The sequence below is a fragment of the Halohasta litorea genome (assembly GCF_024494645.1).
GTDB classification, from domain to species: domain Archaea; phylum Halobacteriota; class Halobacteria; order Halobacteriales; family Haloferacaceae; genus Halohasta; species Halohasta litorea.
In genome coordinates this window covers 252,593-278,637 of the sequence record NZ_JANHDJ010000006.1, presented here as the reverse complement: position 1 = coordinate 278,637, position 26,045 = coordinate 252,593, and the positions used below count along the sequence as shown (strand labels likewise).

General features: G+C 57.1%; 16 protein-coding genes. All 16 read right to left on the bottom strand.

Going from position 1 to position 26,045, the window contains the following annotated elements:
- Positions 1-351 precede the first annotated feature (351 nt).
- Positions 352-2,835 carry an ATP-dependent DNA helicase gene (locus tag NO877_RS15440; protein ID WP_256397244.1) on the bottom strand — a complete coding sequence of 828 codons (2,484 nt, stop codon included), beginning with the start codon at positions 2,833-2,835 and terminating at the stop codon, positions 352-354.
- A gap of 81 nt (positions 2,836-2,916) precedes the next feature.
- Complete coding sequence (locus tag NO877_RS15435) at positions 2,917-4,548, bottom strand: ATP-binding protein (protein ID WP_256397243.1); 1,632 nt, start codon at positions 4,546-4,548, stop codon at positions 2,917-2,919.
- Positions 4,549-4,829: 281 nt separating this feature from the next.
- Positions 4,830-5,435: a hypothetical protein gene (locus tag NO877_RS15430; RefSeq protein WP_256397242.1), complete on the bottom strand. Its 606-nt coding sequence runs from the start codon at positions 5,433-5,435 to the stop codon at positions 4,830-4,832.
- Positions 5,436-5,490: 55 nt separating this feature from the next.
- Positions 5,491-6,855: an ADP-ribosylglycohydrolase family protein gene (locus NO877_RS15425; protein ID WP_256397241.1), complete on the bottom strand. Its 1,365-nt coding sequence runs from the start codon at positions 6,853-6,855 to the stop codon at positions 5,491-5,493.
- 102 nt (positions 6,856-6,957) lie between these two features.
- Positions 6,958-12,981: a TrbL/VirB6 family protein gene (locus tag NO877_RS15420; RefSeq protein ID WP_256397240.1), complete on the bottom strand. Its 6,024-nt coding sequence runs from the start codon at positions 12,979-12,981 to the stop codon at positions 6,958-6,960.
- Positions 12,982-13,080: 99 nt separating this feature from the next.
- Positions 13,081-15,939, bottom strand: a complete 2,859-nt coding sequence (locus NO877_RS15415; RefSeq protein WP_256397239.1) for a VirB4 family type IV secretion system protein — start codon at positions 15,937-15,939, stop codon at positions 13,081-13,083.
- 80 nt (positions 15,940-16,019) lie between these two features.
- Entirely contained in the window at positions 16,020-17,141 is a 1,122-nt protein-coding gene (locus tag NO877_RS15410) for a hypothetical protein (protein WP_256397238.1), read from the bottom strand.
- A gap of 137 nt (positions 17,142-17,278) precedes the next feature.
- Positions 17,279-17,647, bottom strand: coding sequence for a hypothetical protein (locus NO877_RS15405; protein ID WP_256397237.1), 369 nt, complete (start codon positions 17,645-17,647; stop codon positions 17,279-17,281).
- 104 nt (positions 17,648-17,751) lie between these two features.
- Positions 17,752-20,208 (bottom strand): outer membrane protein assembly factor BamB family protein, encoded by a 2,457-nt coding sequence (locus NO877_RS15400; RefSeq protein ID WP_256397236.1) that lies wholly within the window; start codon positions 20,206-20,208, stop codon positions 17,752-17,754.
- Between the two features lie 132 nt (positions 20,209-20,340).
- Positions 20,341-20,805 (bottom strand): hypothetical protein, encoded by a 465-nt coding sequence (locus tag NO877_RS15395; protein ID WP_256397235.1) that lies wholly within the window; start codon positions 20,803-20,805, stop codon positions 20,341-20,343.
- 95 nt (positions 20,806-20,900) lie between these two features.
- The gene (locus NO877_RS15390; protein ID WP_256397234.1) at positions 20,901-21,446 is read right to left on the bottom strand and encodes a hypothetical protein; all 546 of its coding nucleotides are present in this window, start codon (positions 21,444-21,446) and stop codon (positions 20,901-20,903) included.
- A gap of 63 nt (positions 21,447-21,509) precedes the next feature.
- Positions 21,510-22,151 carry a DNA-binding protein gene (locus NO877_RS15385; protein ID WP_256397233.1) on the bottom strand — a complete coding sequence of 214 codons (642 nt, stop codon included), beginning with the start codon at positions 22,149-22,151 and terminating at the stop codon, positions 21,510-21,512.
- An 8-nt stretch (positions 22,152-22,159) separates the two neighbouring features.
- Positions 22,160-23,167: a hypothetical protein gene (locus tag NO877_RS15380; RefSeq protein ID WP_256397232.1), complete on the bottom strand. Its 1,008-nt coding sequence runs from the start codon at positions 23,165-23,167 to the stop codon at positions 22,160-22,162.
- Positions 23,168-24,126: 959 nt separating this feature from the next.
- Positions 24,127-24,519 carry a hypothetical protein gene (locus NO877_RS15375; RefSeq protein ID WP_256397231.1) on the bottom strand — a complete coding sequence of 131 codons (393 nt, stop codon included), beginning with the start codon at positions 24,517-24,519 and terminating at the stop codon, positions 24,127-24,129.
- Positions 24,520-24,555: 36 nt separating this feature from the next.
- Positions 24,556-25,527 (bottom strand): hypothetical protein, encoded by a 972-nt coding sequence (locus NO877_RS15370; protein ID WP_256397230.1) that lies wholly within the window; start codon positions 25,525-25,527, stop codon positions 24,556-24,558.
- 92 nt (positions 25,528-25,619) lie between these two features.
- On the bottom strand, positions 25,620-26,036 hold the full coding sequence (locus tag NO877_RS15365) for a hypothetical protein (RefSeq protein WP_256397229.1): 417 nt from the start codon (positions 26,034-26,036) through the stop codon (positions 25,620-25,622).
- Between the last annotated feature and the right edge of the window lie 9 nt (positions 26,037-26,045).

Below are 26,045 nucleotides of genomic sequence, written 5' to 3'. Positions count from 1 at the left end.
CCTCACATTTCCGAAACTGGTCCACGTAGATGGGTCGTCAGTCTGTGCGTACCCTCCGTTAGGGTCCTTGGGGAGTTTCGTTTCTTTTCCGTCTCGCATCCCAGTGTCCCAGCAGATCCACTGCTTGCGGTCCCTCAGTTCACTCGGGATATTAGTTACTTGAATGTCCATTGTTGGCTTCGTGTTGGCGTGTGTATCTACTCTCGCACCCACGGGTCATATTCTTAACCCCCATGTGGGTCTTCACTCTCACCGCTACCACACCTCTCTCACTACAAGATGAGAGATAAAAAACAAACCAGTTCGGCACTTAACAGGCGATTCTCTCTGGGGCAGGTGATCGCTCCTCCGTCAGTGTTGAGACCAGAAGTGCTGGAGTTCCCGGCCGAGCTCTGGAGGGGAGATCGGTCTGAATTCATCTGTCGCGTGTTCTGGGAAGTGCTCGCGAACACTGGTGAACGTCCGGCTATTCGCGTACCGCTCGTCGATGAGGACACGGACGCCGACGTCCTCGACGCCGCGGATGACTCGGCCGAGTGCCTGTCTCGTCTTCCGAACAGCGGGAACGGTAAAGGCGAAATCGAAGCCGTTGTTATCGAACCGTTCATCGTACGCCGATTGGATGGCCTGAGAGAGGTTCGTTGACGTGTTGGTGATCGGAACGCCACAGACAACTGCCGCGTTGAGCTTGTCGCCGTCGAAGTCCACACCCTCTGTGAGCGTCCCACGGAGGCTTGTTGCGAGAACTTTGGGCTCGCCATCGAAGAAGGCCTGCTTGAGCTCCTCAGTCGCCGCGTCGGAACTGCTGGTGTCGGTTAGAACCGGTTTGGTGACGTTCGGGTTGCCGTCTAACATCCTGCTTGCCCACATGGCTTCGAGGTAACTCGGCATGAACACGATCACGTTCCCTGGCGTGGTGTTCACGACCGAGGTTATTGTCTTCCCGTACGTAGTTCGCAGTTCCGGGTGTTCGTCGGGTGGCCACCGATTTGAGTAGGTGAACTTCTGAGCGTCGACGGCGAACGATGCTCTGTTCTCCTGTGGGAAGCCGAGATCGAACGCGACCTTGCCGACGTTTCGCTGTCTGTCTGTGGAAGGCGATTGTGTACTCCCTCCACCGCCCCCGACAGAACCGATATCAGGGATATGGACGGTGTCCTCGTCTCCTTCTGGAATGTTGGCGCTGGCGATCGCCTTGGTGACGAGACTGCTGGTGGGCTGGGTCCCTTCTCTGAGTTTCTTCACTCCAGTGACTTCTTCGTAGATGTCGAGGGGTGAGAGCGTGGCCGACATGAGGATTGCCCCACCGAAGGTATCGAGAGTCGCGGCGATCTCGTTTTGGGGGATCGCGTTGTTGATCTGGACCTGCGCGTAGTAGCCAGTTCGCCACGGGCGGGTAGAATCGGCAGTCGAGCGGGTCCCCTTCCGTGGGATTAGCTTGATCTCGCGGAAGTATTCGGAGTCACCACCTGTCCACCATCGGTTGAGGAGTTCGTAAACGTCGCTGATAGCAAACGATCCGTCTGGGCTCTTCTCGTCAACTTCGCGCGAGATGACGTCGCGGGCAACGCTCACTGCTCGGGCGGCGAGGAGGGTTTTCTCCCAGATGTCCTCGTAGTCGTTGTCTTCTACCCATTTTCGGATGCTGTCCGGGCCGGGGTTCTGTGGGTTTTGTAGCGCGATCGAGAGTTCGTCGCGGTTCTTCCTCCGGCACTTGTCCTTCCAGTTGGTCCCGAGTTCGTCTCGAAGCCCCTGTATCGTGCTTTTGTGGAATTCGTCTTGGATTCGCTCAACGAATTTGGATGCAGTTAGCAGATCGGGGCCAGTCAGACCCGTGTTTCCGATGACGGCATCTGCGAGCTGGCATTTCCGAGGGTGGCCCTTCCCGGTGATCCAGCGTTGGACGAGAGTGATGTCGTCAGCGGCTTTGGAGAACGTGGAGTAATTGACGCTGTACGACAGCTGGTCTCGTACTTGGTGGACGAGTTCGTGAGCTTCGTCGCAAATGAGCAGGGTGGTGTCGTCGATGATGCCTCCGGTGAATCCAGCCACCGTCTTCGGGTTGAAGGCGTGCTGGTAATTTCCGAATAGAGCCATGCCTTCGTCGTGGAGTCGGCGCATTTCGACGTGTGGGCAGGTTCCCGCGCGTGCCGCGGTCTTGAGTGTCTCTTCGCCTGTCGTCACATCGAAGATGGAGAGCGGGAACGAGTCTTTGACTGAATTCGTGATATGTTTAGCGTAGAATGGACAGTATTCCTTCCCGGCGACAGTCGGGATCGACGGTTGGACGCCCGCTTTCGCTCCGTCGAACGTGAGCGTGTCCTCGACAGATGGCTCCCGTTGAGCATACGAGAATAGGCCAAAGGCGGCGTTGGCTTCTCGACTGTTATTCTGTCGCGCCGCTTTCGCCATCAAACTCCGCGTGTTATCCCGCAACTCGATACATCGGTGGTAGATGTCTTCCTTCTCGATCTCGCCAGCCTGGACATACGGGCACAGGTCGGCCTTACCGACGAGAGTCAGTCCGGGGATGTTGTTGTCCGTCTTCCTGTTGATCGTCCGTAGGTCTGATTCGAAGGCGCTCAGTTGCTGCTTCTTCGATGTGATGACGAGTACGCGGTCGTATTTTGTCTCTGGGTCTTTGACGAGGCTGATACCCGCAGTGAGCGCGATGAGGGTCTTCCCGGTCCCACACGGACCCTCAAGAAGGAACACGCCCCCGTCGCGAACGGTGTCGATGCTTTGGTTGATACCTTCTCGTTGATTCGGGTATGGCTTGAAGGGGAAGATATCCTCCCAGATTTCGCTGTCGTCGGATCGCTGGCTCTCGGTCATGGGGCGATTGAGTACCTAGTACGTCGGAGGAGAGTTACTTAAATCCGTCCCGCAAAACAGGGCTGAAGATTGCTGAGCCGGTTATTCTTTGTCGGACTTCATATCCCTGTAAGCCCGCTTGATGTCGTCGAATTTGAGCTTCTGAGCCTTCCGGTCAACTGCCTTGAATTTGGCTTGGTTGATGAGGGCGTTCAGGTCTGCCCCACTCCACCCGCCGGTCTTCGACGCGACGCTCTGGGCTTGGTCTTGGGTGATCTCGTGGGGCACTTCCGCGAGCTTGATCTTGATGATCTCGAGTCGGGTGTCGGACTCAGGAAGTCCGATCTCGAAGTCCTCGTCAATGCGCCCCGGACGGAGGATCGCGTCATCCATCGACTCCTTGAGATTCGTCGTCAGGAGGATGATGTAGTCCTTGTCCTCCTTCGTGAGCGCCGAGAGGAACATATTGGTGATCTTCTTGTCCTCTGCGTGCGAATTGAGGCTGTCGTCACGGCTCCCCAGAAGCTGCTCGGCCTCGTCGATGAACACGACGCCGCCGAGTTCTTGGGCCTCCTCGAAGAGCCGCTGGATGATCTGCGGCGACTTGTTGATGAACTCGTGGGTGAGGTCCGCTTGGGTCAGCTCGACGAACGGCCGGTTGAGTTCGTTCGCTAGCGCACGGGCAAACAGCGTCTTCCCCGTCCCCGGCGGGCCGTAGAAGAGGAGCCCGCGCGAGGGCTCGATCCCGAAGCGGTCGTAACTGGGGTTGTTCCCCCGGAGCGGGCTGACCACCTGTTCGCGGAGTGCGTCCTTGACTTCGGGATACCCACCGATATCCTCGAAGCGCATCTCGGGCGGCTCCTCCCACGGGAATTGGTACTGAGTCACGGCCTCATCATCCGTTTCCTCGGCGGGCGTATCGCTCTCGTCGTCCTGTTCCTCGTCCGTGGCCGCCTCCTCGTCCGCTTCCTCGTCGTCACTATGGTCGACTGGCGTTACGGACCACTCAGGAGTGGTGTCCTCCTGAGGCCCGTCGTGCTGGTCGGTGTCCGGGGTATCTCGAAACGGGTGGTCGTCTGCCGATGCTCGGAGATCGGCGGGCGTCACGTCCGACGCCGTGTTGGTAGGCGAGCTGTGGCTGCCCGCATTTTCCTGCTCACTGGCCTTCTCGTCAAAGGGTGAGTTCAGGGTCAGCGTGTAGTCCATGAAGCCCATCCAGTGGAGGAACCGCTCAAAGCGGCTGTCGTCGTCTCGGCGGTAGCCAAACTTCGAGACCGAAGACTGCGACCGCTCGTGGTACAGGCCACTCAGAACCGCGAAATACCGGGGCAGGTAGCCTGTCGAGGTGGTGATCCGGGTCGTCCCACAGCCGGCGAGCGCCGTCGAAACGAACAGCGTGGCCGCATCTGCGGAACTACTGGCCCATTCAGGCGGCGTCGTACCAGCTATCACACCTGCGGTTAGGAGGATCACTCCGGTGGCAAGACTGGCAACGATCCCGCTGTGGAACGGACGCCAGTGCTTGTAGTTCAGATGGAGCCCGAGGCTGATCAGGCCCAAGAGGAGGATGAAGGCGGTGGAGGTCTCCATCACAAGGAGGATGAGTGCTGGGAGACCGAGGAATGTGAATCCCATCGGGGCGTCAGCATAGTCTTGGTGAGCGGGATCAACTTGGAGTAGCCACCGCCAGGAGAGCCACGCGAAGAGCAGCCCCGCGAGAATGTAGTAAATCATCAGAGACTCCCCCACAGAGCGTGACGCTTCTCAGACTCCGCCAACGGACCGAGGCGGGCGTACACCGGCTGAGGGGCGCGTTTGTGGTTCATTGTTTCCGTTCTAGATGGTTCTTAATGGTACTGATATATAAAGTCGTGTCCTGTGCTCAGAGTGGCACAAAAACCCCCGTCCCACTGTGAACTCCACTTCTAAATTATACAAACTGTCTCAAATCGGCCCATTACGTTGGTGGCGTTGGGTCGGGCTCTTCGGGCGAGTGGGATGAGGTCGTGTCGGTTCTAGCTTTCGGAGTTGTCGTTCTGTTCAACCGCCTCGAGCGCGACCTCGTGGGCGACTCCATACTGTTCTGCGAGGAGCTTTGCGAGTTCGTCGCTGGTGGGGTTTTCCGTGATCTGCGATTTGGCGTATTCACGCACGGCTGTTACGGCATTCTGTAGATATACGACAGTCTGTTCCCGAGAGAGTCCATCGGGGAGATAATACTCGGCTGTATCCTGAAATGGTGAGCCGAAGAGAGAGCCCGCATTGTCGTCGATGGTTACGGACCCTTGCTCAGATAGTTGTTCATCGAGCTTCTGCGGTTCGATCACGAGCCGGCTTCCCCTCCCAGCAGTGTATTCGCCTAAGGCGGCCATGTCCTGTGGTGAGTCTCCCGCCTGACCGAGTAGGTGCGCGATTGTGCGAGGGGCTGGCGGTATCCAGCCTTCTGTAGTGAGGATACCTTTGAGCTGGTACTGGCGATCGCTGGAGGGGAGATTGAGTTCTTCCCGGCTGAACGTGAAAATCCCAACCGAGCCTTCTGGGAGTGTTGCGGAGTTCGGAAGCCCGACTTGTGATAGAACCGTCGAGTGTCCATCTGTGTCGTTCGAATTGTGTGTTGTCATGGTCGTACTTTGGTGGTTGTCGTCTTAAACAGTCCGCAAACTGGCCCGATCGGTGTTACTCCAGTTGGCCGTCGTTCTCTGCGAGGGTCTGCGCCTCCATCGCTATAGAGTCGCTACAGGTGATCCCCTCGGGGGCAACCTGACCGAGTTCGAGCAACGACGGGATGATCCGCTCTCGGTAGGCATCGAGATCGAGTCGGATGTTCTCTTCCCACCGGGACGGGAAGCTGTTGTTCGGCTTGTGAGCGTATTCCGTGAGCCGCTTGCCGTCGCCGAAGCGGGCTCCGACGATCGCGCCGGTCACAGCACCGACAGTGTCGGCGTCGTCGCCACGGTTCACGGCCTCAATGAGTGCGTCTCCGGGGTGTTTCGCGTTGAGCCCGATGTAGAGAGCCGTCTCGAGCGTGTCAAGCACGTAGCCGCCGTTGCTCAGTTCCTCCGGATCCGTATCGGGGAGGTTCTCGAGGAGTTCGACCAGTTCGTCCGGGGCATCCGATGAGAGTTCGTCGAGTGCGATCCCGAGCGGGTCGTTACGTCCGCGGATGATGCTCGCAAGGACGAGGTTGAGGGCGGCACAACCGTGGGTACACCGCGGATCTGCGTGGGTGATCTCTGAGGATTGCCGGCTCACCTCTTGGAGCGTGTCGAGGTCGTCAGGGTAGGCGATCGCGAGCGGGGCACACCGCATGATACTCCCGTTACCTGCTGAGCGGTACTCGCCGCGTTCCTCGACCGTCTGGTGGCCTGCCTCTCGTGGGTCAACCCCATTTCGGAGCTTGTCGATAGAGCTCAACGTTGTACTACCGATATCGAACGGCATGGATTCGAACCACGCAACGATCTGGTCTGCGTAATCGTCCATATCGAAGCCGTTGTTCCGAAGCAGGCTGGCGACGAGATACAGAGCGAGATTCGTGTCGTCAGTGATCGTCCCCGCCGGTTGATGGTGAGAGCCATCGCCAAGAAAGTCGGTTACGCGGCCGTACTTCTGTTGGATCTGATCCTCCGACATGAACTCGACCGGACGCCCCAGAGCGTCTCCGTACGCCTGTCCGATGATGATGCCTTTCGCTCGGTCGAGAGGCGTGATCAACTCACGTGTGGTGGGGTCTCGTCCGATCGTCCCTTCCGTGGATGCCTCAAGGCCCCACGTCGCTCGGATCTGATCTGCTTGGACGGATATCTTCCCGCTGGATTTGTGTTTCTGAAGTGGCGTTCTGAGTTCGGCATCTGCCACTTCCTGGTACGCTCTCACCAGCTCGAAGTCTGAGTGGAACGGGTGGAGTTCCTCGAAGTGGCCACTCGTAGGCTTCGGCCGATTTACCGCAGAGTAGTTGACGGAGGGGTAATTCCCGCCGGGGTTAACGTCGGAATCCCGGTGCGGCGGGGTAGTAATATCCATGTCCTTGATTCGTCGCATGTACTGTCTTAGGCTGGTAATCGCATTTATACCTTTGTCCCGGAGTTCAACAACCATCACCCACAACGGGTGCTACAAAACAATTTTTCTGTAGTGTCCTCTTTAGAGGAATTCTGCGCCGTCATCTCCATCGTCGTGTTCCTCCGAAGCGCCGACTTCACCTACATCTGCCTCCGACTCGTTGAGGACCTTGTTTGCACTGTGTTCAGTGATTCCGGGACTGGGGACAGCATCTTCGTTTTCATGGACGTACTCGCCCCAGTTGTGGAGTCGCTCTGCGCCTTCTTGCGTCTCCAGCCCGGTCGTCTTGTCGGCCGCCATGTTCCGCACCGTGAAATCAACCAAGTTGTGATCCTCTTCTGAAGCCTCCTCCGGGTTCTCCATGGTCTCTTTCAACCGCTCACCCGCGTGGGAGTCTTCGTAGTTTTCCTCGCCCGTGAATCGGATGTCCTCCATCGGGATCGACTCTTTGCCTTGGACGAGAATTTCTCCTTCATCTTGGTTGTTGAACTCCGTAAAGTCGTGTTCGGTGGGCTCGTAACCGAGGCCGTCGACGGCGAGTACATCCTCTTCAGTTGCGTCCGCTCTCGTAACGACGGGTGAATTCTCCATCGACGAGAAGCCCTGTGCGACCCCTTCTTTGGTCGAATAGGCCATCGACTGCTCGTGTTCCGGGACCTCGACTTCGTCTGCTTCCGGGTGATCGATGAGGTCTGCTGCGATGTCGTTACCTCTGTAGCCCATCCCGCGGTGGACATGGGCCTCTCCATCTTCATCTGCGAGGTTCTCCTCGACGAACTTGTTTGACGCCTCCATGAAGTCACGGTGGACTTCCACCTCCCCCTCTGTGGGCTCGTAGTCGACGTCGTCGTCTCGGACCGGGTGATCGGTTTCGAGGGCCTCGTTCCCGACAATCTCCTGTTTGGTCACGTCTTCACTATTGAACTTCGAGGACCGCTTTCGCATCTGGAAGCGAGTGTAGAGGTTTTCAACGTCTTCGTCGCCGTGTTCGGCTTTCAGACTCTCGAAAAGCTCCTCCCGTTCGCCCACCTCAAGCATGTACTCCTCACCTTCTTCGGCCTGCTTGGTTGAGAGATTCCCGTAGTCCACATCGGCGTCGATGGCGTGTCCCGATTCTGGTTCCGGGCTGTGGGTTTCTGTGTGGTCACCTCCCGAGCTGTCGTGTGACGGTTCGTCGCCACCAGTATGCCCGTGGCCGTCCGTGCTGACAATGTCTTCACCAGCGACGGCATCGATGTTGCTCCGGATCACTTCGGCCCGGTTGTGTTCACCGCCGGAGACCTCGTCTTCGAGTTCTTCGACTGGCCCGAGGACATCATCAACCTCGCCGCTTTCATCGAGCTCGGTCGCAGTCTCGATCGCGCTGTCGGTGATTTCTTTCTCGTACTCCCATTTGTCGGTGTGGAAGTCGTCGTTGACTTCCCCGATGTGGGTTCCCGTGTCCGCGCCGGCTGCGGCGTTGATCTCCATCTCTGCGCTATCGGAGACGTCGCCGATATCGTCAGCAGTCCGATCGAAGTCCATCACGTGGAGGCCGCCTTCTTCATCGACGTGGACGTTGTCGGGGCTGGTGTCGAAGTTTCCAGCCAGCAATTGCGAGCCCATCAGGTCATCGAACTCCTCTCTGTCGACGTTCTCTAGGGCGCTATCTGGGGCGTCCTCGACGGCCCACGTTTCCGTTTCTGCGCCACCAACCTCCTGCTGGATGACTTCGTTCTCCTCCGCGTTGTACGCGACGTTGGGCGTTTCGTGGCCCATCTCCTGCGTGTACTGATGGCCGATCAGGGACTGCGTTTTCAGCTGTTCTGCCTTCTCTTCACCGTTCGCTTCTCCGAGTGCGTCGTAATCAGTGATGTAGAGGTCCTCTCCGGAGTCTTCGAGGGTCTCTTTCCGCATCGCACCGGCATCCACACTGAGGCCTTCGCCGAACCCTTCGTCTTCTCCATCAGATTCATCGACGTGGTCTCTCCAGTTGTGAGCGTCGTGGCTCCATTCGTCGCTATCGGAGACGCTAACGATCGGTTCACCCTCTGCATCCGGCGATTCGGAAGCCCCCGACGACGCGGTCTCGCTGCCCTCTGCCTCGAAGTGCCCGAAGTCCTCCCCAGCGGTGGGGGTGGGGGCAGCCTCGCTCGAATGTATTTCGTTACCACCCCCGTGTTCAAAAGGGCCGGTGTCACCCCCTCCCTCTTCCGTTTCTGAACCCCCACCCTCCTCCGTGGGTTCCTCAGCGGGTTCACTTCCGGTACCTTCACTCGTCTGACCGCCTTCACTAACGAATACGTCTTCATCTTCAACTGTGTCTGACCCGCCGGATTCAGTTTCGGAGCTGAAGTCGAACGGAGTGTTGACGTGTTCAGTGGCCGCTGACTGACCATCTGAAGAGTGAGATTCGGTGTCAGTTTCTGGTTCGCCTGAGCTCTCGGTGGCGACGTGCTCAGTGGTCATCGACTGACCATCTGAAGAGTGAGCTTCGGTGTCAGTTTCTGGTTCGCTTGAGCTCTCGGTGGCGACGTGTTCTGCGGCCGACTCACTCTCGTGACTCGAGGGCTCGCTGTGTGGCGTGTTGGGTTCACTGCTGTGTCCATCGCTGGAGGGGCCATTGTCGGGTGACGAGTGGTTGATCTCTTCTGTGGTGTGAAGCTTTGAGGTGGAGTCGTTATGCGGGACTAATTGCATGTACTCGTCGTCGGGATCGACTTCTTCCCCCTGTTCGTAGTCTCGGCCCATTGCTGGGGTTTCTCCCGCTCCGCCGTGCTTTTCGGAGTTGATGCTCGCATCGCCCATGGCGTTCTTCGTTGCCCACTGCCGGGTCGCGAAGCCATTGTCGGAGTCGAAGTTAACGACTTCTCCGCTTTGTGGGTCGCGCTCTTCTCCGTCGATCTCGGGCATATCGTCAGAACCCATGGCGTGTTCATCACTGAAGCGAACGTAGCCAACTTCAGCGCCGTCCTCCACCGGAGAGCCACTTTCGTCTGCTTCGGTGAAGATTCCTCGCTTGGCGATCTTATCGTGTCCTGCGGGCGTGGTGTCGCTGAAGGTCCAATCGCCTTCCATAGCAACGGATCCGGGGAGGTCACTTTCGGTATCTGCCTCCATCACTTCGTGGCCGGACTTCTGCTCTGTGCGACTCCACCCGCCAGATCCCGAACTTGAGTCGGAGGAGGGTGAACTTCCGCCCGATGGTGAGGAGACTCCACCGAATGAGGAGTCAGATGAACCGCCACTGGAACCACCCGATGTTGCGGCACTCGTGGTCGTAGAGCTACCGGCAGAAGTGCTCACATCCCAATCCGCTTCGCTTGAGTCGGTGGAACGTTCGGATTCGGATCCCGGCTCGGTGGTAGTCGTGGTGTCGGTCTCGCCCGAACCTTCGGTTCCTGAACCTCCCGACGCGGAAGTCTCTGTGGTTGTTTCACTACTACCCCGCGTGTCGGCGTCGTAGATCCCGTATCCTTCGGAAGTGCTACTCTCACTCGTCTTTGAGCCACCTTCTCCGGATCCGCCGATTCTGAGTGAGTTGTAGTTGTGGGCCCCCTCGTATCCGGTGTGGGTATCCTCGCTGAAGCCGTAGCGTTGTTCGGTTACTCCCTCGAGGTCAACCCGATCGCCGACGGCTTCTGAGAGGCTTTCGTTTGCTTCTTCGCTACCAGCATGAACAGGCGTTCGCGCTCCGTTCTCTGCTTGCGCGTAGTAGTTCCCCTCGTTGTTGGGGTCCTCTTGAAGGGTAACGTCGGACACTTTTGTCTTATCGCCCTCTATGCTGCTGTCGCCGATCATCTCGTCTACACGGACCTCGTTTTCATCGAAGGTCCGGGAATGCTCATCTGCCATCATCTGGAAGTTCCCATCGCTGTCCTCAGAGGTGGTTAGATTCCCAAGACGGGCTGTATCCCCGTGTGAGAAGCGCATGTCGGCATCCTCCCCGACGGCGAGGTCTCCAAGTTGGTCACCGCTCTCGGGATCGTGGACAGAGAACTCTTGTGCGTGTCCTTCTGCGGTAGCGTTGGGTGAGGACTGAAGCTGGACATCGTCGGAGAGATCGAATCGCTCTCCAGATTCTGCGACTGTCTCAGCGTTTTCGGTGACATCGCCAGCATTGATGTTCGCGGGCGGGTGTCGTCCAGGGCCTTCGTGACCTTGTCCCCCTTCTGATGCTTGCGGGGCCGCGCCGCCACCACCGCCACTACCGCCGCCTCCGCCGCCACCGCCACCGAACCCACCACCGGCCATTAGATACGGTGACTGAGCTCCGATCGTCCCTTTCATGCCTTCTTTGAAGAAGGCATCAGCAACATCACTACCGTGCTTGTTGATGTTGTTTCGGGTTTTCTGAAGACGCTCTGCATGGTGAGACATCTTCTCGTCGAGTTCGTCGGCGTGCTCGTGGTGGGCCTGTGCTTGTTCGTACTGGTCGTTCTGTTCTCCGCGGAGTCGGCCCCGATTCGAGCCCACAGAGGAAACTTGGAGTTCGCCGTCTTCGTCCAAGTATCCGAACTTCCCATCTTCGGTGAGTTCGGACACCCCTTGGCCTTCTTGCGGCGTCGTGCCTAAGCTTTCGCCAGCTTGGTCGATGTCGATCGCACCGTGTTCACCCTGACTCCAGTCGACGGAGTCGTTGAACTGATCGAGTTGTGCTCCCCGTTTGTCTCCTTTCTGTTGCTTGTAATCGCCGTAGAGCCGTTCCAAGTTCGCAGGCGAGCCCTTGCTTGCCGCTTTGGAAGAGACGCTGCTGACGGCGTTCGAGATGCGGGACTTGTTTCGGTCCTTGAAGTCTTTCGCACGAGAGACACCACCTTCGATGTAGCCTTTGGGTTCAGACGCTTCGGAGGAACCGGCAACGCCAGTGACCTCGTCGGAGGGGCCGCCGGCTTCAGCTCCGGTCCCGCCGGGCATGTCTCCGGCGACGCCACCCTGAGACTCCGTGCTGGAGCTTTTGATGGTCTCTCCAGATTGGCTCGACATCACGTCGTTGAGGCCACTCCCAGAGCCCGCTGCCCCTCCCGTTCCTGAGCCAGTAGTGCTGCTTCCACCGGAACCGCCACCACCGCCACCACCGCCACTGGCACCACCCCCACCACCGCCCATGCCGCTTGCTTGCTCAGCGGCGCTTGACCCGCTCTGTGCCGCTTCTCCCGCAGCACCACCGAGCTTTCCGGAGACTGCGCCGAGAGCAGCGCCGCCTGCCATAGCCATCCCAGTCATCGCCTGTCCGGCACCGATGGGTTCGCCCGCCCAAGAGACGATTTTCCAGACGGATGCGATCATTATGAATGGGAAGCACAGGATGAGCGTCATGTACGTCCACAGACCGGCGATGGTGTTGTCTGCCGCCACGGGGTCAGACGCGATTGTGACCATTGAGAGCATGATAATCGCGATGATGGGGCCGGACAGGAGGGTGTACGTGCCCATCCGGAACCATTTGTTTGCGAACTCATTGACCGACTCGAGAAGCCCCCAGTCCGCATACCAGAAGACGATGAGGAGAGGTGAGGCGATGTAGACGATGTAGATGAGGAAGATTCTCATCTGGAGGAGTGTGAGAACGATCGCGAGGGCGATGAACACCGCGATAACCACCTTCACCAGAATTGCGGCGGAAGCCGCGATGATGATTCCACCAGCAGTTAGAACACCGATGCTAAGCATTCCGCCACTGACCGGATTCAACATGCCAGTTATTTGCCCGGCATCGGGGAGAATTGCGAGAGTGAGCGCGTTGGAAACATCGACGCCGAATCCGATGATCGGTCGGCTGACAGCCATTAGGGCGACAACGCCGACGATTCGGAGCCCCTGTCTCCAGAGGCTGGTCTTCTGCTCATCTGCAAACGGCATTGAGAGGAGACCCAAGATGATCATGATTGGGAAGAGAGCGAGAGAGATCTCAAACATGCTCATCCATGCTTCATCGGCATTTCCGTACGGGGTCGGGTCGATGATGATGAAGTCGGTTAAGTCGAAATCGAGGAGCGCATCTAAGACCCCCCTGCCCGCGTCCATGAGGAACTCTGGAGCAAATGAAAAGAACCGATCGATAAGCCCCTCTGCGATGAGGAAGGTGCTATACCAGAGAAAACTCCCGAGGATTGTTGGATTCATGGATATGGATGTGTATCTGGGATGGGGGTGTGCTTCGTTGAATTCTACTTCTTAACCGGGGGTAATCAGTATGTCGGTGAGTTAACCCCCCGATGGGGACTACAAGACGAGGAGTGCGATGAGGGCAATAATGATGATGACCAGTGGGACCATCTTGATTGCCCAGCTGCCAAACTCGGTGTCCGCGAAGGCCTCGATCTTCGCGGGTAGCGGGCTCGTTTGGCCGTCTTCCTGTTCGCTCTCGTGTTCGTCTACCGTTTCAGAGATGCCCCCCTCCTCGTCGTCGCTTGAACCGCCTCGGTTGGGGAGGATGCGGTCGAGGAGCGTATCTTCCGATTCGGTATCGTCATCGATCTGGTCACGTGCGTCCGGGGACTCGCTCTGTGTCGATGGGTCGGTGTCCGAACTTTCGACGGGGGGCTCTCGGTTGGGTTCGTCCTCGACGGTCCCTTCCTCGAAGGGGTCTCCCGGTGGGGTCGTGGGTGCCGAATTCTCAACAGCCGACTCGGGCCGGGTGGATGCCTCGGAGTCACGGTGGGGGGCGGATGGTGTGTCGTCGGTGGGCTGTTCATCTTCGAATTCGCTTGGGACCTCGGGGTTGCCCGCCGGCTTGCTAACCCGGAAGGGGTCGCGCACTTCCTGATTTTCTGGTTCCGGGGCAGATTCTGTTTGGCCTTTCTCGAATGTCTCGTGGTCGTATTCGGTGGTGTCCACGGCAGGGCCGGTCGGTGGGGAACCGTCGAACCCGTCTGTCGGTCCGGACTCTTGCTCGGGAGAAACCTCTGTGGGGACGGACGAGCCGAAGTTGCTCTCGTCGTTGTTTTTGCCCGAGGGGCCGACTTCGTGGCCTTGCTGTCTCGCGTACTCTTCGATGTCGAGCGTTTCTTCGATCATGTGGCGCTCGAAGTCCTCAGTCCAGATCTCGAGACGCCGCCGCCCGTGTTCTGAAGTCGACAGGAGACACTCTGAGAAGCCAGAGTTCTTCCCTCTCGCTGCTTGTCGGAGGAATCGAGCCTCCTCGCTACTGAAGTCGAAGTAGTCGATCAGCCTGTCCGAGACGTTCTCTTGGTAGAACAGCTGCTTAATGTCGCAGTTGTCGTAGATTTCGCGTTTCTGGTCGTTCTCTAGGAACTCGTCCGGCGTCTGTGAGATCAACGTCAGGCCCGCATCGAAGTGGCGCGAGTGGCGGATGAAGAGGTTGAGTAGGTTCCGAGCGCCGGGGCGGTCTAACAAGTAGTGAACCTCCTCGAACGTGATGTCGATCCGGTGGGGGCTTCTGCGAGCCTCCTGGTAGGCCCAGTCCAGCATCGTGTGCATGATCAGCGGCATCTCGCCCGTGTCTGCGAACGCCTCCATGTCGAAACAGACGGTGCGGTCGTCGAGCTTGATGTTCGTATGGCCGTTGAGGTTGTTGTTGACTGAGCCTTCTTTGAACGACTCAAACTTCGGGACGAGGTTCTGAGCGAGCTTGATGTGCTGGTCGGACGGGTCCATGACGATCTCCTTCGTCCGAGTCGGACAGTCCGCTAGCGTTCCCGCACCGTCGGCCATCGCTTGGTTGACGGGCGAGGTCTCGGAATTGAGGCCCCCCTGGGCGACGACCCGTACACCCTCGATCACATCGTCAAGGATTGGCGACTCGTGGTGGAACGTTTCGGGGTCTGCGGTGATCCCCTTTTTGGCGTATGCGTAGTGGATACACTGAGAGATGACGCCCTCTTCGCCAGCGTCCATCCCACCGCGTTCTGCTTGGTCGAAGTAGGTCTTCAGAATCTCGATGACGCTCCGGACCTTCTTCGTGTAGAGGTCGGTTGCCTCTTCGTTGTTGGTCGGCGGTTCGATCTGGAGCGGGTTGATGCGGTCTTCGCCGCCGAACTTGATGACGGTTCCGTCGATCTTCTCGGTGAAGTCCACGAAGTCGTCTCCGAGCGGGTCGAAGATTATCGTCCTGATGTCGGGATCGTTGAGCTGGCGGCGGTACATGGCCATCTTGACGGAGAAGGTCTTCCCACCGCCAATCTTCCCGGTGACAACCTTTGAGTATCCACTAAGGTCGAATCGGTCGACGATGACGGGCCGCTTGTTGTCGTCGAATCCGAAGTGGACGCCCTCTGGCTGAATAACGGGCGGCTCAACGAAATTGAAGAACGTCGCGAGTGCCTCCAGTTGAACCGTATTGTTGTTGCGGATGGGGTCTGTTCCGACAGGGGCAATCGCTTGCTGGCTCTCGATTTGCCGGCCCTCGACGGGTGCTAGGTCCATGCCTTGTTCGGACACTTTTCGCTGGACACTCCGGCTGGCTTCCTCAAGCTCGTCGAGAGTGTTGGCGTGGACCTCCATGTAGAACGAGAAGTTGAACAGCTTGGTTGTCCCCTCGATCACGTTGCGGAGGAGACGCTCCAGTTCCTTTCGCTCGTGTTCCTCTTCGTAGACGTCGGTCCGGCCCCGGCGCTGCTTCCACTGAATCGCGCTTTTCATCTGCGTTAGTCGCTGTTGAAGCCGCCCCTTCACAGATGAGGTGTCTCGAGGCTTGATGTGCATCGAGAGTCGGACGTCGTGTTCTGAAAGCGTAACTGGGATCAACCATCCGGGGGTCACAAGACGCGGGAGGCTGGTCGTGGTGAGGATCTGATAAAAGTCCCCGTCACGAGTGTGCCATTTCGTTTCCCGCTCCATGTTGTTCGGGGCGACGATGGAACGATCGACACGACCTCGCTCTTCCCCTGTTTCGAACGCAGAGAAGAGCTCGATGTCGTCGTCGACAGTATCGAGGTAGTAAGCGGCCTCCTCGATGTCTGCTCGCTTCGTTTCCCGCCCGATCGCTTCGAGGTATTCGATCGCGTCTTGGAGTTGCTCACCGTCTAGACTGTCGATGTCGAGTCGACCGCCTTCATCGGTGTCTGTGTCTCTTCCGATGAGGTCGTTGAAGTTGTCCTTGATGTTGTCTTTGATAGCCATAGTGTGATGTGGATGATAGTGTAGCCGCTGTTCTTACGGCGAGACGTGGGTAGTGACCAGTCGTTTTCGTCCAGATGACATTAGTCTGCTGGTCGTGGGGGGTTGGTTGGATCGTCTGCTTCGGGCGTTGTCTGGGCGGTGTCTTGGATGGTCTCGGTGCCGGAAGGCGTGCTGTCTGCGTCGGTCGGGCCTTTCGTCAGCCAGCCGTGGTCTAGTGAAGCCGGCGGGTCTCGGCCCTTGTAGTAGTAGTAGAGGACTTCCAACGCATCGTCTCGGTTGTCGATGGCGTTGGTATCTACACCCGTCCGGGGGAGAGCTGATTTCACGTTGTCTGCCCGCGACCAGAGTTCATCGTATCGCTTCTCCTGGTCAACCTTCGAGCCCTTGGGCCTGAACCGATCGAGGAAAGAGCCCGCGCCTGCCTCCTCGTGTTCTTCGTACTTCTGAGCAGTTACAGTGATGAAGTGGCGGCGATCTCTGATCTCCCCCATTTCAATCGTCTTCTCCAACCACTGAACGTGGTGGATTCGACCGAATTCGAGATACTTGCTCTCGTTGGGGGGCTTATTCTTGTTCGTCTTCTTGACGTTCTCGGCGTATTCCTCTGCGTTGAACGGGACGGGGAGGGTGAAAATTTGAATTGGTGATTTCACCCCCATGAGGAATTGTGAGAAGGAGTGATACACCGCCTTTCGGGACTGACTATCCAAGATCAACCACGGCCGGGGTTCGATCTCGATCATCAGCGCGTACGCTTCATCCGTTTCGATGACGCCGTCGTCATGGACCGCTTCAAAGTCGAGGTTCTCAATTGTGTTTTCGTCTCCAAACATGGCGTTGGTGTCGTGGTCCTCTTCGGGTGGCTTCTCCGTCTGCGTGTTCTCTGGTCCATCCTGAATCTCAACGGGATCTGTTTGTGTCTGGATCGGCTTCCACATGAATCGATCAGGCCCGAGATAGTACCGGACCATACCGAACAGGAACGCAGCTGGACTCTGTCCCTCTGGTGTTCGGACGTAGACAGCCGTCCCGATCGCGCCCCCCACAAGCACGGCCGGACCGAAGATGATTGCGGGGAAGTTGAGAACGGTCAGAATGAGGCCAGGAGCCATCGGAACGAGGTATGACTGTAGAAGTCGCTGTAATGAAAAGCCAAAGAGCTTCGTTTTGAGCAACTTCTCAGCGACAGGGACTGGCTCCATCTTCGTCTATGTCAACCCAGACCGCTATAATATATCTTTGGGCGTTGTCCTGTTTATTTGATAAGATATCTGTGCGGACATACCCCTCGGTCAGGGTTGCGAAAAATATGAAACGGAGTTAGGGCGTTTCGTCCCTATCAGACGTCGCCGATGAACGCTGCTAACTGGAGCAGGATGTCCATCGCGAGTGCGAGACCGAACAGGATGAAGCCGCCGACCATGGCGGTGTAGCCTGCCTGCGACCACGAGGAGTTCTTACTGCCGAGTGCCCACAGCGTGATGCCGTGGAGCAGGATGATCGGACCGAGTAGGTACGCGATGTTCCGGAGCAGCTCGTGGATCCGGCCGAGTAGGCTGATGATCTCGAGTTCGGTGACGGATGTTTGGATGATTGTACTGGGGCTGCCGGTGGCCGCTGCTTCACCGACAAGCAAGGTCGTTACTAACGCGAAGGCAGCACTCCACTTCAGCGTGGCCCGCGTATTGGATTTCGTTGAGGTCGTCATTTTGGCTCGTTGTAGGTTTGGTTTGGCTCGTGCGACAAGGGTTTGAGAACCCGTTAAGTCGCTATTCTAAACCGGGGGATATGATTGTTTCCCCCCAGTTGTGGTTATTCTCCTTGTTCGCCGATGCCTTCGACAGTTGCTCCAATACGCACGTGGGCGAGTTGGGCTTCTGCTGCGACGTCGTCCCGGTTGTCGGATGCGACTAGTACGACGTGGACGTACTCTCCCTCAAGCGGGAATGTGACCATGTGGTCGTTGGTCACAACCTCGCCGTTGAATGAGAGGGCGACCTCTTCAACAGCAACGGCGTGCTCGTGGTTCTGGACGAACGTGTCGATGTTGTCCCCCTCTTCTCTGACGTAGTTCGTGTCCGGGTCGAGCATGTCGCCCGATTCGAGGTTGCCATCTTCCGTGACGTACACGCGCATGTTCATAGTCGTCTCGTGAACAGGCCCAACAAGACCAGATTGACCGCTTGCGATCCCCCTCACGTCGACGAAGCCCGTGTCTAAGGCGTTCCCCAACGAGATATGTTCGTCATATCTGACCGCCCCTGCTTCATTTGGTGTTCCACTAAAGTCGAGGTTGAAGGTTTCACCAACAGAGACAGGGCGAGCTTCTCCACTCGATCGCTGGTAGTCGAACTGCCAACCATTCATCGTCCCGTCTTGGAACTCAGTGCTGTAGTACGTCGGGGGTTCCGCCTCGAGTGCGGGGTTCGCAAGGGGAGCCCGATCGATGTCCCCAGTGAAGACCCAGGAGGCGAGGTTGAACGTCGGAACCACCCCGATTATTACAACCCCGGCGATGATTGCGCCGAATAGCAGTGATTGGGCGAGTTCCTGTCCGCGAACACTCTTCGTGTACGTGAACACCATGAACCCGACGACGAGTGCGATCATGACGATGATCAGCAGGTGGGTCGTCGAGATGTCGAGTGCGCTGATAAGCACGCCGACAGTTCGGTCATATCCCTGATCAGCATCAAGGACAACGGGACCCTCAGCAGTCAATGGGTCGCCCTCGGTCGTTTCCTGTAGCGTCACGAGCTTGAGGTCGACGATCTCGAAGGCCGTATCTGACGAGAGAGTGTAGTCGAACTCGTGTGTCTGAGGTTCAAACTCAACAGTCAGCTCCGATCGGGAGTTTCCGGAGATACTCCCAGAGCCGACTTCTTGACCGAACTGTCTGATAGAGGCGTCAACGGGTTCGTTACCAGTCTCTACGGTCGCAATCACGTAGACGTTGCGAACGCCGTCTTCTGTGATTGCAGATTCACTGAAGGATCTCGTGATGTCCCCAGCTGCGGACAGGGTTGGTTCACTCTGGGTGCTCCAGAATCCAGGGTTATACACAGCACCGCTGAACCCATCGATTGAAGCCAACTCACTAGCATCCTGTGTATCGGGCTGGCCTTGGTAGTTCGGGAATCCAAAGTTCTCGTTCAGAGAGTTCAGTGCACCAGTGCCGGGCGTTTCGTCGTCGTTACCGCCACCAGGTCTATATCTCCATTTGAGATCGCCTGTTTCGCCATCGATTTTGTACCAACGACCACCATTTCTGGAGGTTCCGGTGTAGACATTTTGGTTCGCGTCGACCGTCATGGTGTCAACATCGGCACGTGGGTTGTTACCCACGTCATATGCCCATTCTTCAGAGAATGTTTGACTGAATTTGTGGACAGCATCGTTGCCATGTGCGAAGATGTAACCACGCGGGCCGATGTGCATTGTACTGTAGTAGCTGTTTCCGGTGCTGTCAGGGTACTCAGCAACAAGACTACCAGTATCGTCAACACGTTTGAACATCTGGTCACCGCGGTCGTGGTAGAACAAGTCACCACTATCTGGCTCAATTGCGCCAGAGTAGATAGAGCCCTCAGCATCGCTGGTCGGGTTGCTCTGATCGATGTGCCAGAGAGAGGACCCATCGGAGAGGTTGAGTAGGCCAACACCAGCATGGCCACCGTAGTACATTTTGTCCCCGTCGGGGTGAATCTTAGTAAACCTAATGTCGGGATTTATATTCACCTGCCAGTATTGGTTTGGCTCGCCTGTTGATTCGTTCACTTCCTTGGAGTACGCACTTACTCGGCCCCCCAAAGACGATGTGATGAGTTTGCCGTCGGAGGTTGCACGCAGATGACGGCTCGAGTCAGAAACGGACCAAACGAGTTCGCCAGTGTCCGCTCTCCTCATGCGAAGTTCGTTTCTATCTGTGTCGGTGTGTGCCACCATGCTTCCATCGTCAATGACGGCAATACCCGCTATCCTGCCGTTGTTATTGGTCCGAGATCGCCAGAGATGGCTGCTTCCGTCGTTCGTTACACGGTATAGTGCGACATTATTGTGATTTTCGCGAGTTCCGCCGAAGAACATCTCGTCCATCTCTTCCAGATCGTATTGATCTGGATCAACATGGGAGGTGTTCTCGAATTCCTCTTCGTAGTATGTTTCCTCGGACAAGATCTGTCCACTGACCATTCCAAAACCGACTCCAGCCACAGCCAACGCAGCGATAGCTACGACTAGAACGGTAAGGGTTCGCTTCTGATTGCTCATGTGTACTATGTACGTGGAGACATCGAAAGGGGCTGATTTATACCTTTTCCTCAATTTCCCGATCCGGTTCAAAATAAAGACACACAACGGTGATACGTTTTACAGATTGGCAGTTCTCCCTCCAGATGGGCGTTAGCCGCTAAAGTCGATTTTGTCGGGCGTCTCTTGTTCGTTGATCACGGTTTCTGCGAAATTCTCGGGGAAGTTGGTTGCCTCAATGAAGATACGGATGTCCGTCGCGCCCGTGTGGGTGAAAATGTCGAACCGGGTCTGATACTCTTGGCCGGCGTCGAGTGAGAAGATCTGTTCTGCCTCTTCAAGGGCGACTGACTCGCCTAACGCTTCGATCGTTAATCGAAACTCACCCAGACGACCAGTGTTCTTCACTAAGATGAGGGTCCGAGCCCGGTCGTCGGTATTTCTGAAGTTGCCGATCTCGGAGACAACTTCAACGATTTCTGGGTTTGGATTGGGTCCATCTACCGACTCTTCGCCACTGTCACCCGTCACGGAGGCGCAACCGGCGATCGCACCAACCAATCCACACGCTCCTGCGGCTACTGCTTTGCGTCGGGTGTACTCGGTCTTATGGCTCATATTAGGCCTACTACGGTGTACAGCGAATGTGTTTATAAGCCTTTAGGGGGTAGGCTCGCGTAGTTGAAACAACATTAGGTCGTTTCAGACCCGAATCAGCCCCCGAAGATGAGGCTGATGAAGACGTGGACGATCGCCGCAAACGCCCGTTCGCTTACGGACATGGCCATGAGAACGATACCAGCGTAGGTGACCTTCTGTGATTTTGAGCGGAAGATACTGCGGTGTTTCGTGATACCCCACAGTGCCGAGCCGAATGTCGTTGCGGCCATACCGGTTATGGCAGCCATTTGTGAGAACGTTCCTGAGAGGTCCAGTATCCGGAGTATCCCATCGTTATCACTGAACTGTTCGAGATACAGATTCGGGTACATACTCTCAGCGTGTCCGATCCCGTTTGTGTGGCCAGTCATGATGTACGAGGTAGCTTCGTAGAATCCACCGACGAAGAGGACGGACACGAGTGCCATCCCGCCACCCAGAAAGAGGCCTTTGAATCGCCTGTGGGTAGCTGGGTTCGATCGCGTCGCGACGAGACCCAGCCCTCCGATAATAAATGCAACCCATCCGAGGGCTTCGGCAGTGATGATGCTGATATCGAAAATACGCCAAGTGAAGGATGTCAGTTCGGTGTAGACCATTAGGGGATTGGTGTGGTGAAACGGTGATACGTAGCTTAGCGTGGAGTGTGGGGTTCGGCCGATCTAGTCCTGTCCCACGCCGGGGGCAGTGGGGGACGCATCCGGGTCGGGTTCGGTTTCGGCCATCTCCTCGCGGATGATTTCTTGGACCTCCTCTGTCGCCTCGATCGCCGCGTCGCGGTACTGCTCGAGGTCAGTCCCGTATCGCTCTGCTGCGAGAGCGGCTGCGTCGTTAGCGTCGTTACTGAAGTTCGTGAGGCGGGTGGCCGTCTTCTCTGCGGTGTCTTTGACCCAAGAATCGTACAGGGCCTCAGGGATGTCGGTGATGCTCTCGACGCGGACCTTCGGGACTGGCCCAGAATCACCAGAGAACGTGACTGCCTTTCCCGTGACGGCGACAAATTCGGGCGGGTCAAGTTGCCGCATGTTCGCGATTGCCTCTGGTTCGAACTGGCCGGCGTCGATCGGGAATCGCCCAGTGGGATCCTGAAGTTCGCCGCGGATGTAGTTCTCGCTGTCCGGGTCGTCGACGATGTCGACGAGGGATCCGACGAGGAACACGCGGTGCGCCCACTGGCCGGTTGGGAGGAGAACCATGTTGGGCGATCGATCGCCGTCTCCTCTCGTTTCTTCGTACGTTGCGTCTTTGTATTCCCACGCGAACACGCGCCGGGCGGGATTTCGTGATGGTGTGCTTTGGCTCATGGGTCTGGTTACGGGAGCTGTTCGAGCTCTTGTTTGACGTTCTCGAGGTCAGTCACGGACGGCGGGTTGAGTAACTCGAAGTCGGAGACGTTGAACGATCGGCCGCGGTCGCGACCGTGGAATCGGATGTATTCACCGTGGAGTTGGCTGACGATGTACTCTTTGACGACTCCGGTGTAGTCGTATTTCTCGACTAACTGCTCGGCCTGCTCGAACGTTAACTGCGCGAGCGAGTCGGTCTGCTCGGCGTTGAGAAAGACCGTCCAAGAGTCTTCGCCGTCGTCGACGACGGCTTTCGTCCGGATGTCTGTCTCGGATTCCACTTCACCACAGTCGGGGCAGACGGTCGGATCCTGAAGGACCCGCCGGCACGTTTCGTTGGGGCAGCGTTCGATCAGGCCCATCTGGTCTTGGAAATCGACGAGGACGCCCTCGATGGTTTCCGTGTAGGTGTCAGGATCGATGCCGAGTGCGTCGTCGCCTTCGAGACGTTCCGCTTGGGTCGTTCCCGTGAGCTTCAATTCGACGTTCCCGTCGAATTCCGTCGTCACAACGGGATCGAATCGGTAGGTTTCCCCAGTGACCAGCTCGGTCTCGAAGCCGGAGTTCTGCCACGAGACGAATCGAACAGTCCCGGTTTCATCAGCGAGACGTCCCTGCTGGTCCATCTCACTGTACGAGGGATCGTAGGCCTCGATGACGGTGCCGATGAACTCGATCCACTCACCTTCTTCTTCGAGTTGGCTGGCGGTTAGTTGCGGGTTGACGCCCGAGGGAGGCGATGGGTTACTCCCACCAGAGATGTACTGGCGAGGGTTATCCGCGCCGGCTTCTCGGAGGAGACTCCGGGAGACGTAGCGAACTGCGTCTTCGGGATCGACTCGTTTCTGTCTGTGATCTTCGATGGCGTTCGAGATCGCTTCATCGGTCGTTTCGACTGAGATACCGTCTTTTTCGGCACTTTCCAATGCCTCACGGACCTCGTCGACGTGATCTTGATGTTTGATGTCAGTCATGCGTGTGTTCAGTTGCCGGAGGGGTTCATTTTGGAAAAGGCCAGATCAACGATTCGGCTCGTTAATACAGCGGGCCTTTGTCTCCGGTTGTGAATTCTACTTCTGAGCCTGCCTATATTATGTTTCCGGGGGTGGTGAGGAGGTAGGCCCCGCACATAGATTTTAGTTCTCGGGGCGTGACGCGGTAGATATGAGGGGAAAAGAGAAATCACTTAGTCGGTCTCGAGAACCCCGAGACCCATTTCGGTTAGTCGGCACAGCATCGCAAGACGGAGGGGGTACCAACCAACCCGAGATGTGGGATACACAAAGAAAAAAGCAGGGAGAAACCACCACTGATCGAAGTGAATCAACGGGTTCCGCCGAAGAGCGACCCTCTCAAACGAGGGGTGGCCTTCCTACAAGGGTAACAGTAGGATACGTCGTATACACAGACTCGCCGCAGTTGCGTTCTCGACCGGTCGATATCGGAGGCTCGTCAGGGGTCTTCGTTCACGGGGTGGACCACATAGAAGGCGTAGCGAGTAGACAGTCGGGGATATCAGATCTGTTGAAACAGGGTGGCGTCCCTTGGCGGCAACTGTCGAATCGAGAAGTCGAGGACCTTCCAGAGTCGGTTCGTCGGAAACTCGAAGAGCAAGATTGCGTTCAGGCGACCGCGTTGTTCGGTGATCTAGCTGGGGTGTTGGTTACTCTTGAAGATGGATGGAACACCGGGTATTCACATGGCGCAGATGTGCTTGCGTCTATGATTCTATCGGCAGACGGGCAGGGGTTCACACGGGCAGTCTACTACTATCTGAGTGTGTTCGCGACTGAAGCGGGTTCAGATCCTAAAGCACTCGCGGAACTGAAAGGGATCCAGCCAGAGACGATCCGGGCTGAGCTACGGAAGGCAGAGAGTGACTGGGGGGAGGAGCTTGCTGATCTGGTTCAGCGGTCTGATGCGTCCTAGGGGGTTACTTGAATAATTCTCCGTCGTTCTGGAAGTATCTCTCCTCTTCGTGGATATACAGTAGCGGGATCATGATCACGGTGTAGAGTGCGAATAACCCGAGGACGTAGTACGTCCTATCGTAGAGCATGAGAACCAGCATCCCGGTCGCTGCGACGACGGAAAATAGCAGGAAGTAGAGTTCGATCCGCTCGTTTTCCCACTTGTTTTTCATCTGCCTGAATGTGGTCGGTGCTTCTGAGAACAGTAGTCGCATCTTCACATCTCGTGGGAGGTCCTCAGCTGAGAGATCGTCGTTCTCTTTGACTTCTTCGACTGTGATGTCGGAGAGCGAATCCTCCGGGTCGGTATCAGCGGTCTTCTCCCCGCTTCCTACGCCGGGGATTTTCTCGAACATATGATCTGCCTCTTACACACCCCTCTGACGGCAGTCCTATTCAAGTTCCCCCTTCTCTTCTAAGGTACTCATCACGGATTCATGGTGGTTTTTGTCGAGGTCTTCCTCGGTCGGGTCGGCCGGTTCCGAGTTCTCCCACGTGGCTTTTGCTCGGGGTATCGGACCTTCGGAAGCTGTGTGGCAGGCCAAACAGATCCAACGACCAGCCCGGTTGTTTCCAGCTTTTCGGCTTCTGATGCCGTCGAAGACGTGTTTTTGCGCCGACTCACAGTGCGCGCAGTTGCGGAATCTGACTGGGTTGTCGCCAGTGTTGTAGCTCCGCTGAAAGAGGAGCGCGGGGACCACCCACTGTTCTTTTCCATTCTCCTCTACCCCAGAGAACATCGTGTCATCGGGTGAGTCCGGGTGGACTGGATCGCTGTTCTCGAGGAAAATGTAATCCTTTGAGGATAGAGTGGAAAACTGGCTGAAATCAATGTCGGCGTGAGAGGCGTTGGTCGAGTCTGCCTCCGCATCTAATTTGGAGATCGCCGACTCGAGGAGCGACTTCCCAGACGGGTCGTTGACGGGAACAGCTTCGGGGAGGTGACCGCCCCAGCCAGATGTGATCGTGTCGGAGGGGCTATCCATGGTCTCGATGAGTTCAAAGCTACGCCCATCGCCAGGTACACCAGTTCGCCGTTTGAACACCGCGGAGGCAAGAGCGAGTGCGTGTATCTTGCTATTAGCGGGGACGATGGCGAGCGCGACGTGGGAGTATTTCCACTGATGTCCAGCATCGCGCTTTTCTGCGGTGTTGGTGACCTCGTGGTCAACACACCGGGAGTCGGTCGGTGGGATAGAACACCCGCAGATTTCGCAAAATGAGGGGGCCTGCTCGTCTGATTGGTCTTCAAAATTGGAGGAGTGAGTATGTAATTCCCGTCCAGAAGACCGAGGCGTCCCGGCAGTACCGAGGTTTTCATCCTCGGGGAGGCGGTCGTCGTCGGGGTAATTGTCGTCGGTCATGGGTGAGATGAGTTGGTGAGAGTCCTTAAAGGTAAGCTAGAGTGTGTTTCGGGAGAACTGGTGAACCTAGTGTAGAGACTGTTCGAGCTGGGTTAGAAGAGACTCTGGTTAGCAGCGTTATCGCCGGAAAGGGTCTGCTGGTCTTCTTCGGCGTCGGCGAAGAGATTGGCTTGTTCACCTTCGCTACTGCGGGTTACCTCAGGGCGATCGTCACACAGGAGTCCCGTGGCTTCAGGGCGGTCAAGACGGCTCTCCCGTTCTCGCTTGTCGACGTCGACATCGAACTGATCGAGAGTGGTCGTGATCGCATCCTCTGCGGGCTCCAGTTCGCCACTATCGCCAAACGTCATCTGCTGTTCTGCGGCGATGTCGAACGCTTCCCGACCAGTCGTCGAGTCACTGTTGGCCGGGGAAGATTCGTCTCCACTATCGGTACCGTCTGCGGGTTCAGCGTGGTCTTCTGGCTGTACTCCACTGTCGCTCGGCGGTGTGCTAGTTCGGGTAGACATGTTTGTTCA

Excerpts from the sequence above, each read along its gene's own strand:
- NO877_RS15440 (WP_256397244.1), bottom strand. The coding sequence starts at position 2,835 with ATGACCGAGAGCCAGCGATCCGACGACAGCGAAATCTGGGAGGATATC.
- NO877_RS15435 (WP_256397243.1), bottom strand. The coding sequence starts at position 4,548 with ATGATTTACTACATTCTCGCGGGGCTGCTCTTCGCGTGGCTCTCCTGG.
- NO877_RS15430 (WP_256397242.1), bottom strand. The coding sequence starts at position 5,435 with ATGACAACACACAATTCGAACGACACAGATGGACACTCGACGGTTCTA.
- NO877_RS15425 (WP_256397241.1), bottom strand. The coding sequence starts at position 6,855 with ATGCGACGAATCAAGGACATGGATATTACTACCCCGCCGCACCGGGAT.
- NO877_RS15420 (WP_256397240.1), bottom strand. The coding sequence starts at position 12,981 with ATGAATCCAACAATCCTCGGGAGTTTTCTCTGGTATAGCACCTTCCTC.
- NO877_RS15415 (WP_256397239.1), bottom strand. The coding sequence starts at position 15,939 with ATGGCTATCAAAGACAACATCAAGGACAACTTCAACGACCTCATCGGA.
- NO877_RS15410 (WP_256397238.1), bottom strand. The coding sequence starts at position 17,141 with ATGGAGCCAGTCCCTGTCGCTGAGAAGTTGCTCAAAACGAAGCTCTTT.
- NO877_RS15405 (WP_256397237.1), bottom strand. The coding sequence starts at position 17,647 with ATGACGACCTCAACGAAATCCAATACGCGGGCCACGCTGAAGTGGAGT.
- NO877_RS15400 (WP_256397236.1), bottom strand. The coding sequence starts at position 20,208 with ATGAGCAATCAGAAGCGAACCCTTACCGTTCTAGTCGTAGCTATCGCT.
- NO877_RS15395 (WP_256397235.1), bottom strand. The coding sequence starts at position 20,805 with ATGAGCCATAAGACCGAGTACACCCGACGCAAAGCAGTAGCCGCAGGA.
- NO877_RS15390 (WP_256397234.1), bottom strand. The coding sequence starts at position 21,446 with ATGGTCTACACCGAACTGACATCCTTCACTTGGCGTATTTTCGATATC.
- NO877_RS15385 (WP_256397233.1), bottom strand. The coding sequence starts at position 22,151 with ATGAGCCAAAGCACACCATCACGAAATCCCGCCCGGCGCGTGTTCGCG.
- NO877_RS15380 (WP_256397232.1), bottom strand. The coding sequence starts at position 23,167 with ATGACTGACATCAAACATCAAGATCACGTCGACGAGGTCCGTGAGGCA.
- NO877_RS15375 (WP_256397231.1), bottom strand. The coding sequence starts at position 24,519 with ATGTTCGAGAAAATCCCCGGCGTAGGAAGCGGGGAGAAGACCGCTGAT.
- NO877_RS15370 (WP_256397230.1), bottom strand. The coding sequence starts at position 25,527 with ATGACCGACGACAATTACCCCGACGACGACCGCCTCCCCGAGGATGAA.
- NO877_RS15365 (WP_256397229.1), bottom strand. The coding sequence starts at position 26,036 with ATGTCTACCCGAACTAGCACACCGCCGAGCGACAGTGGAGTACAGCCA.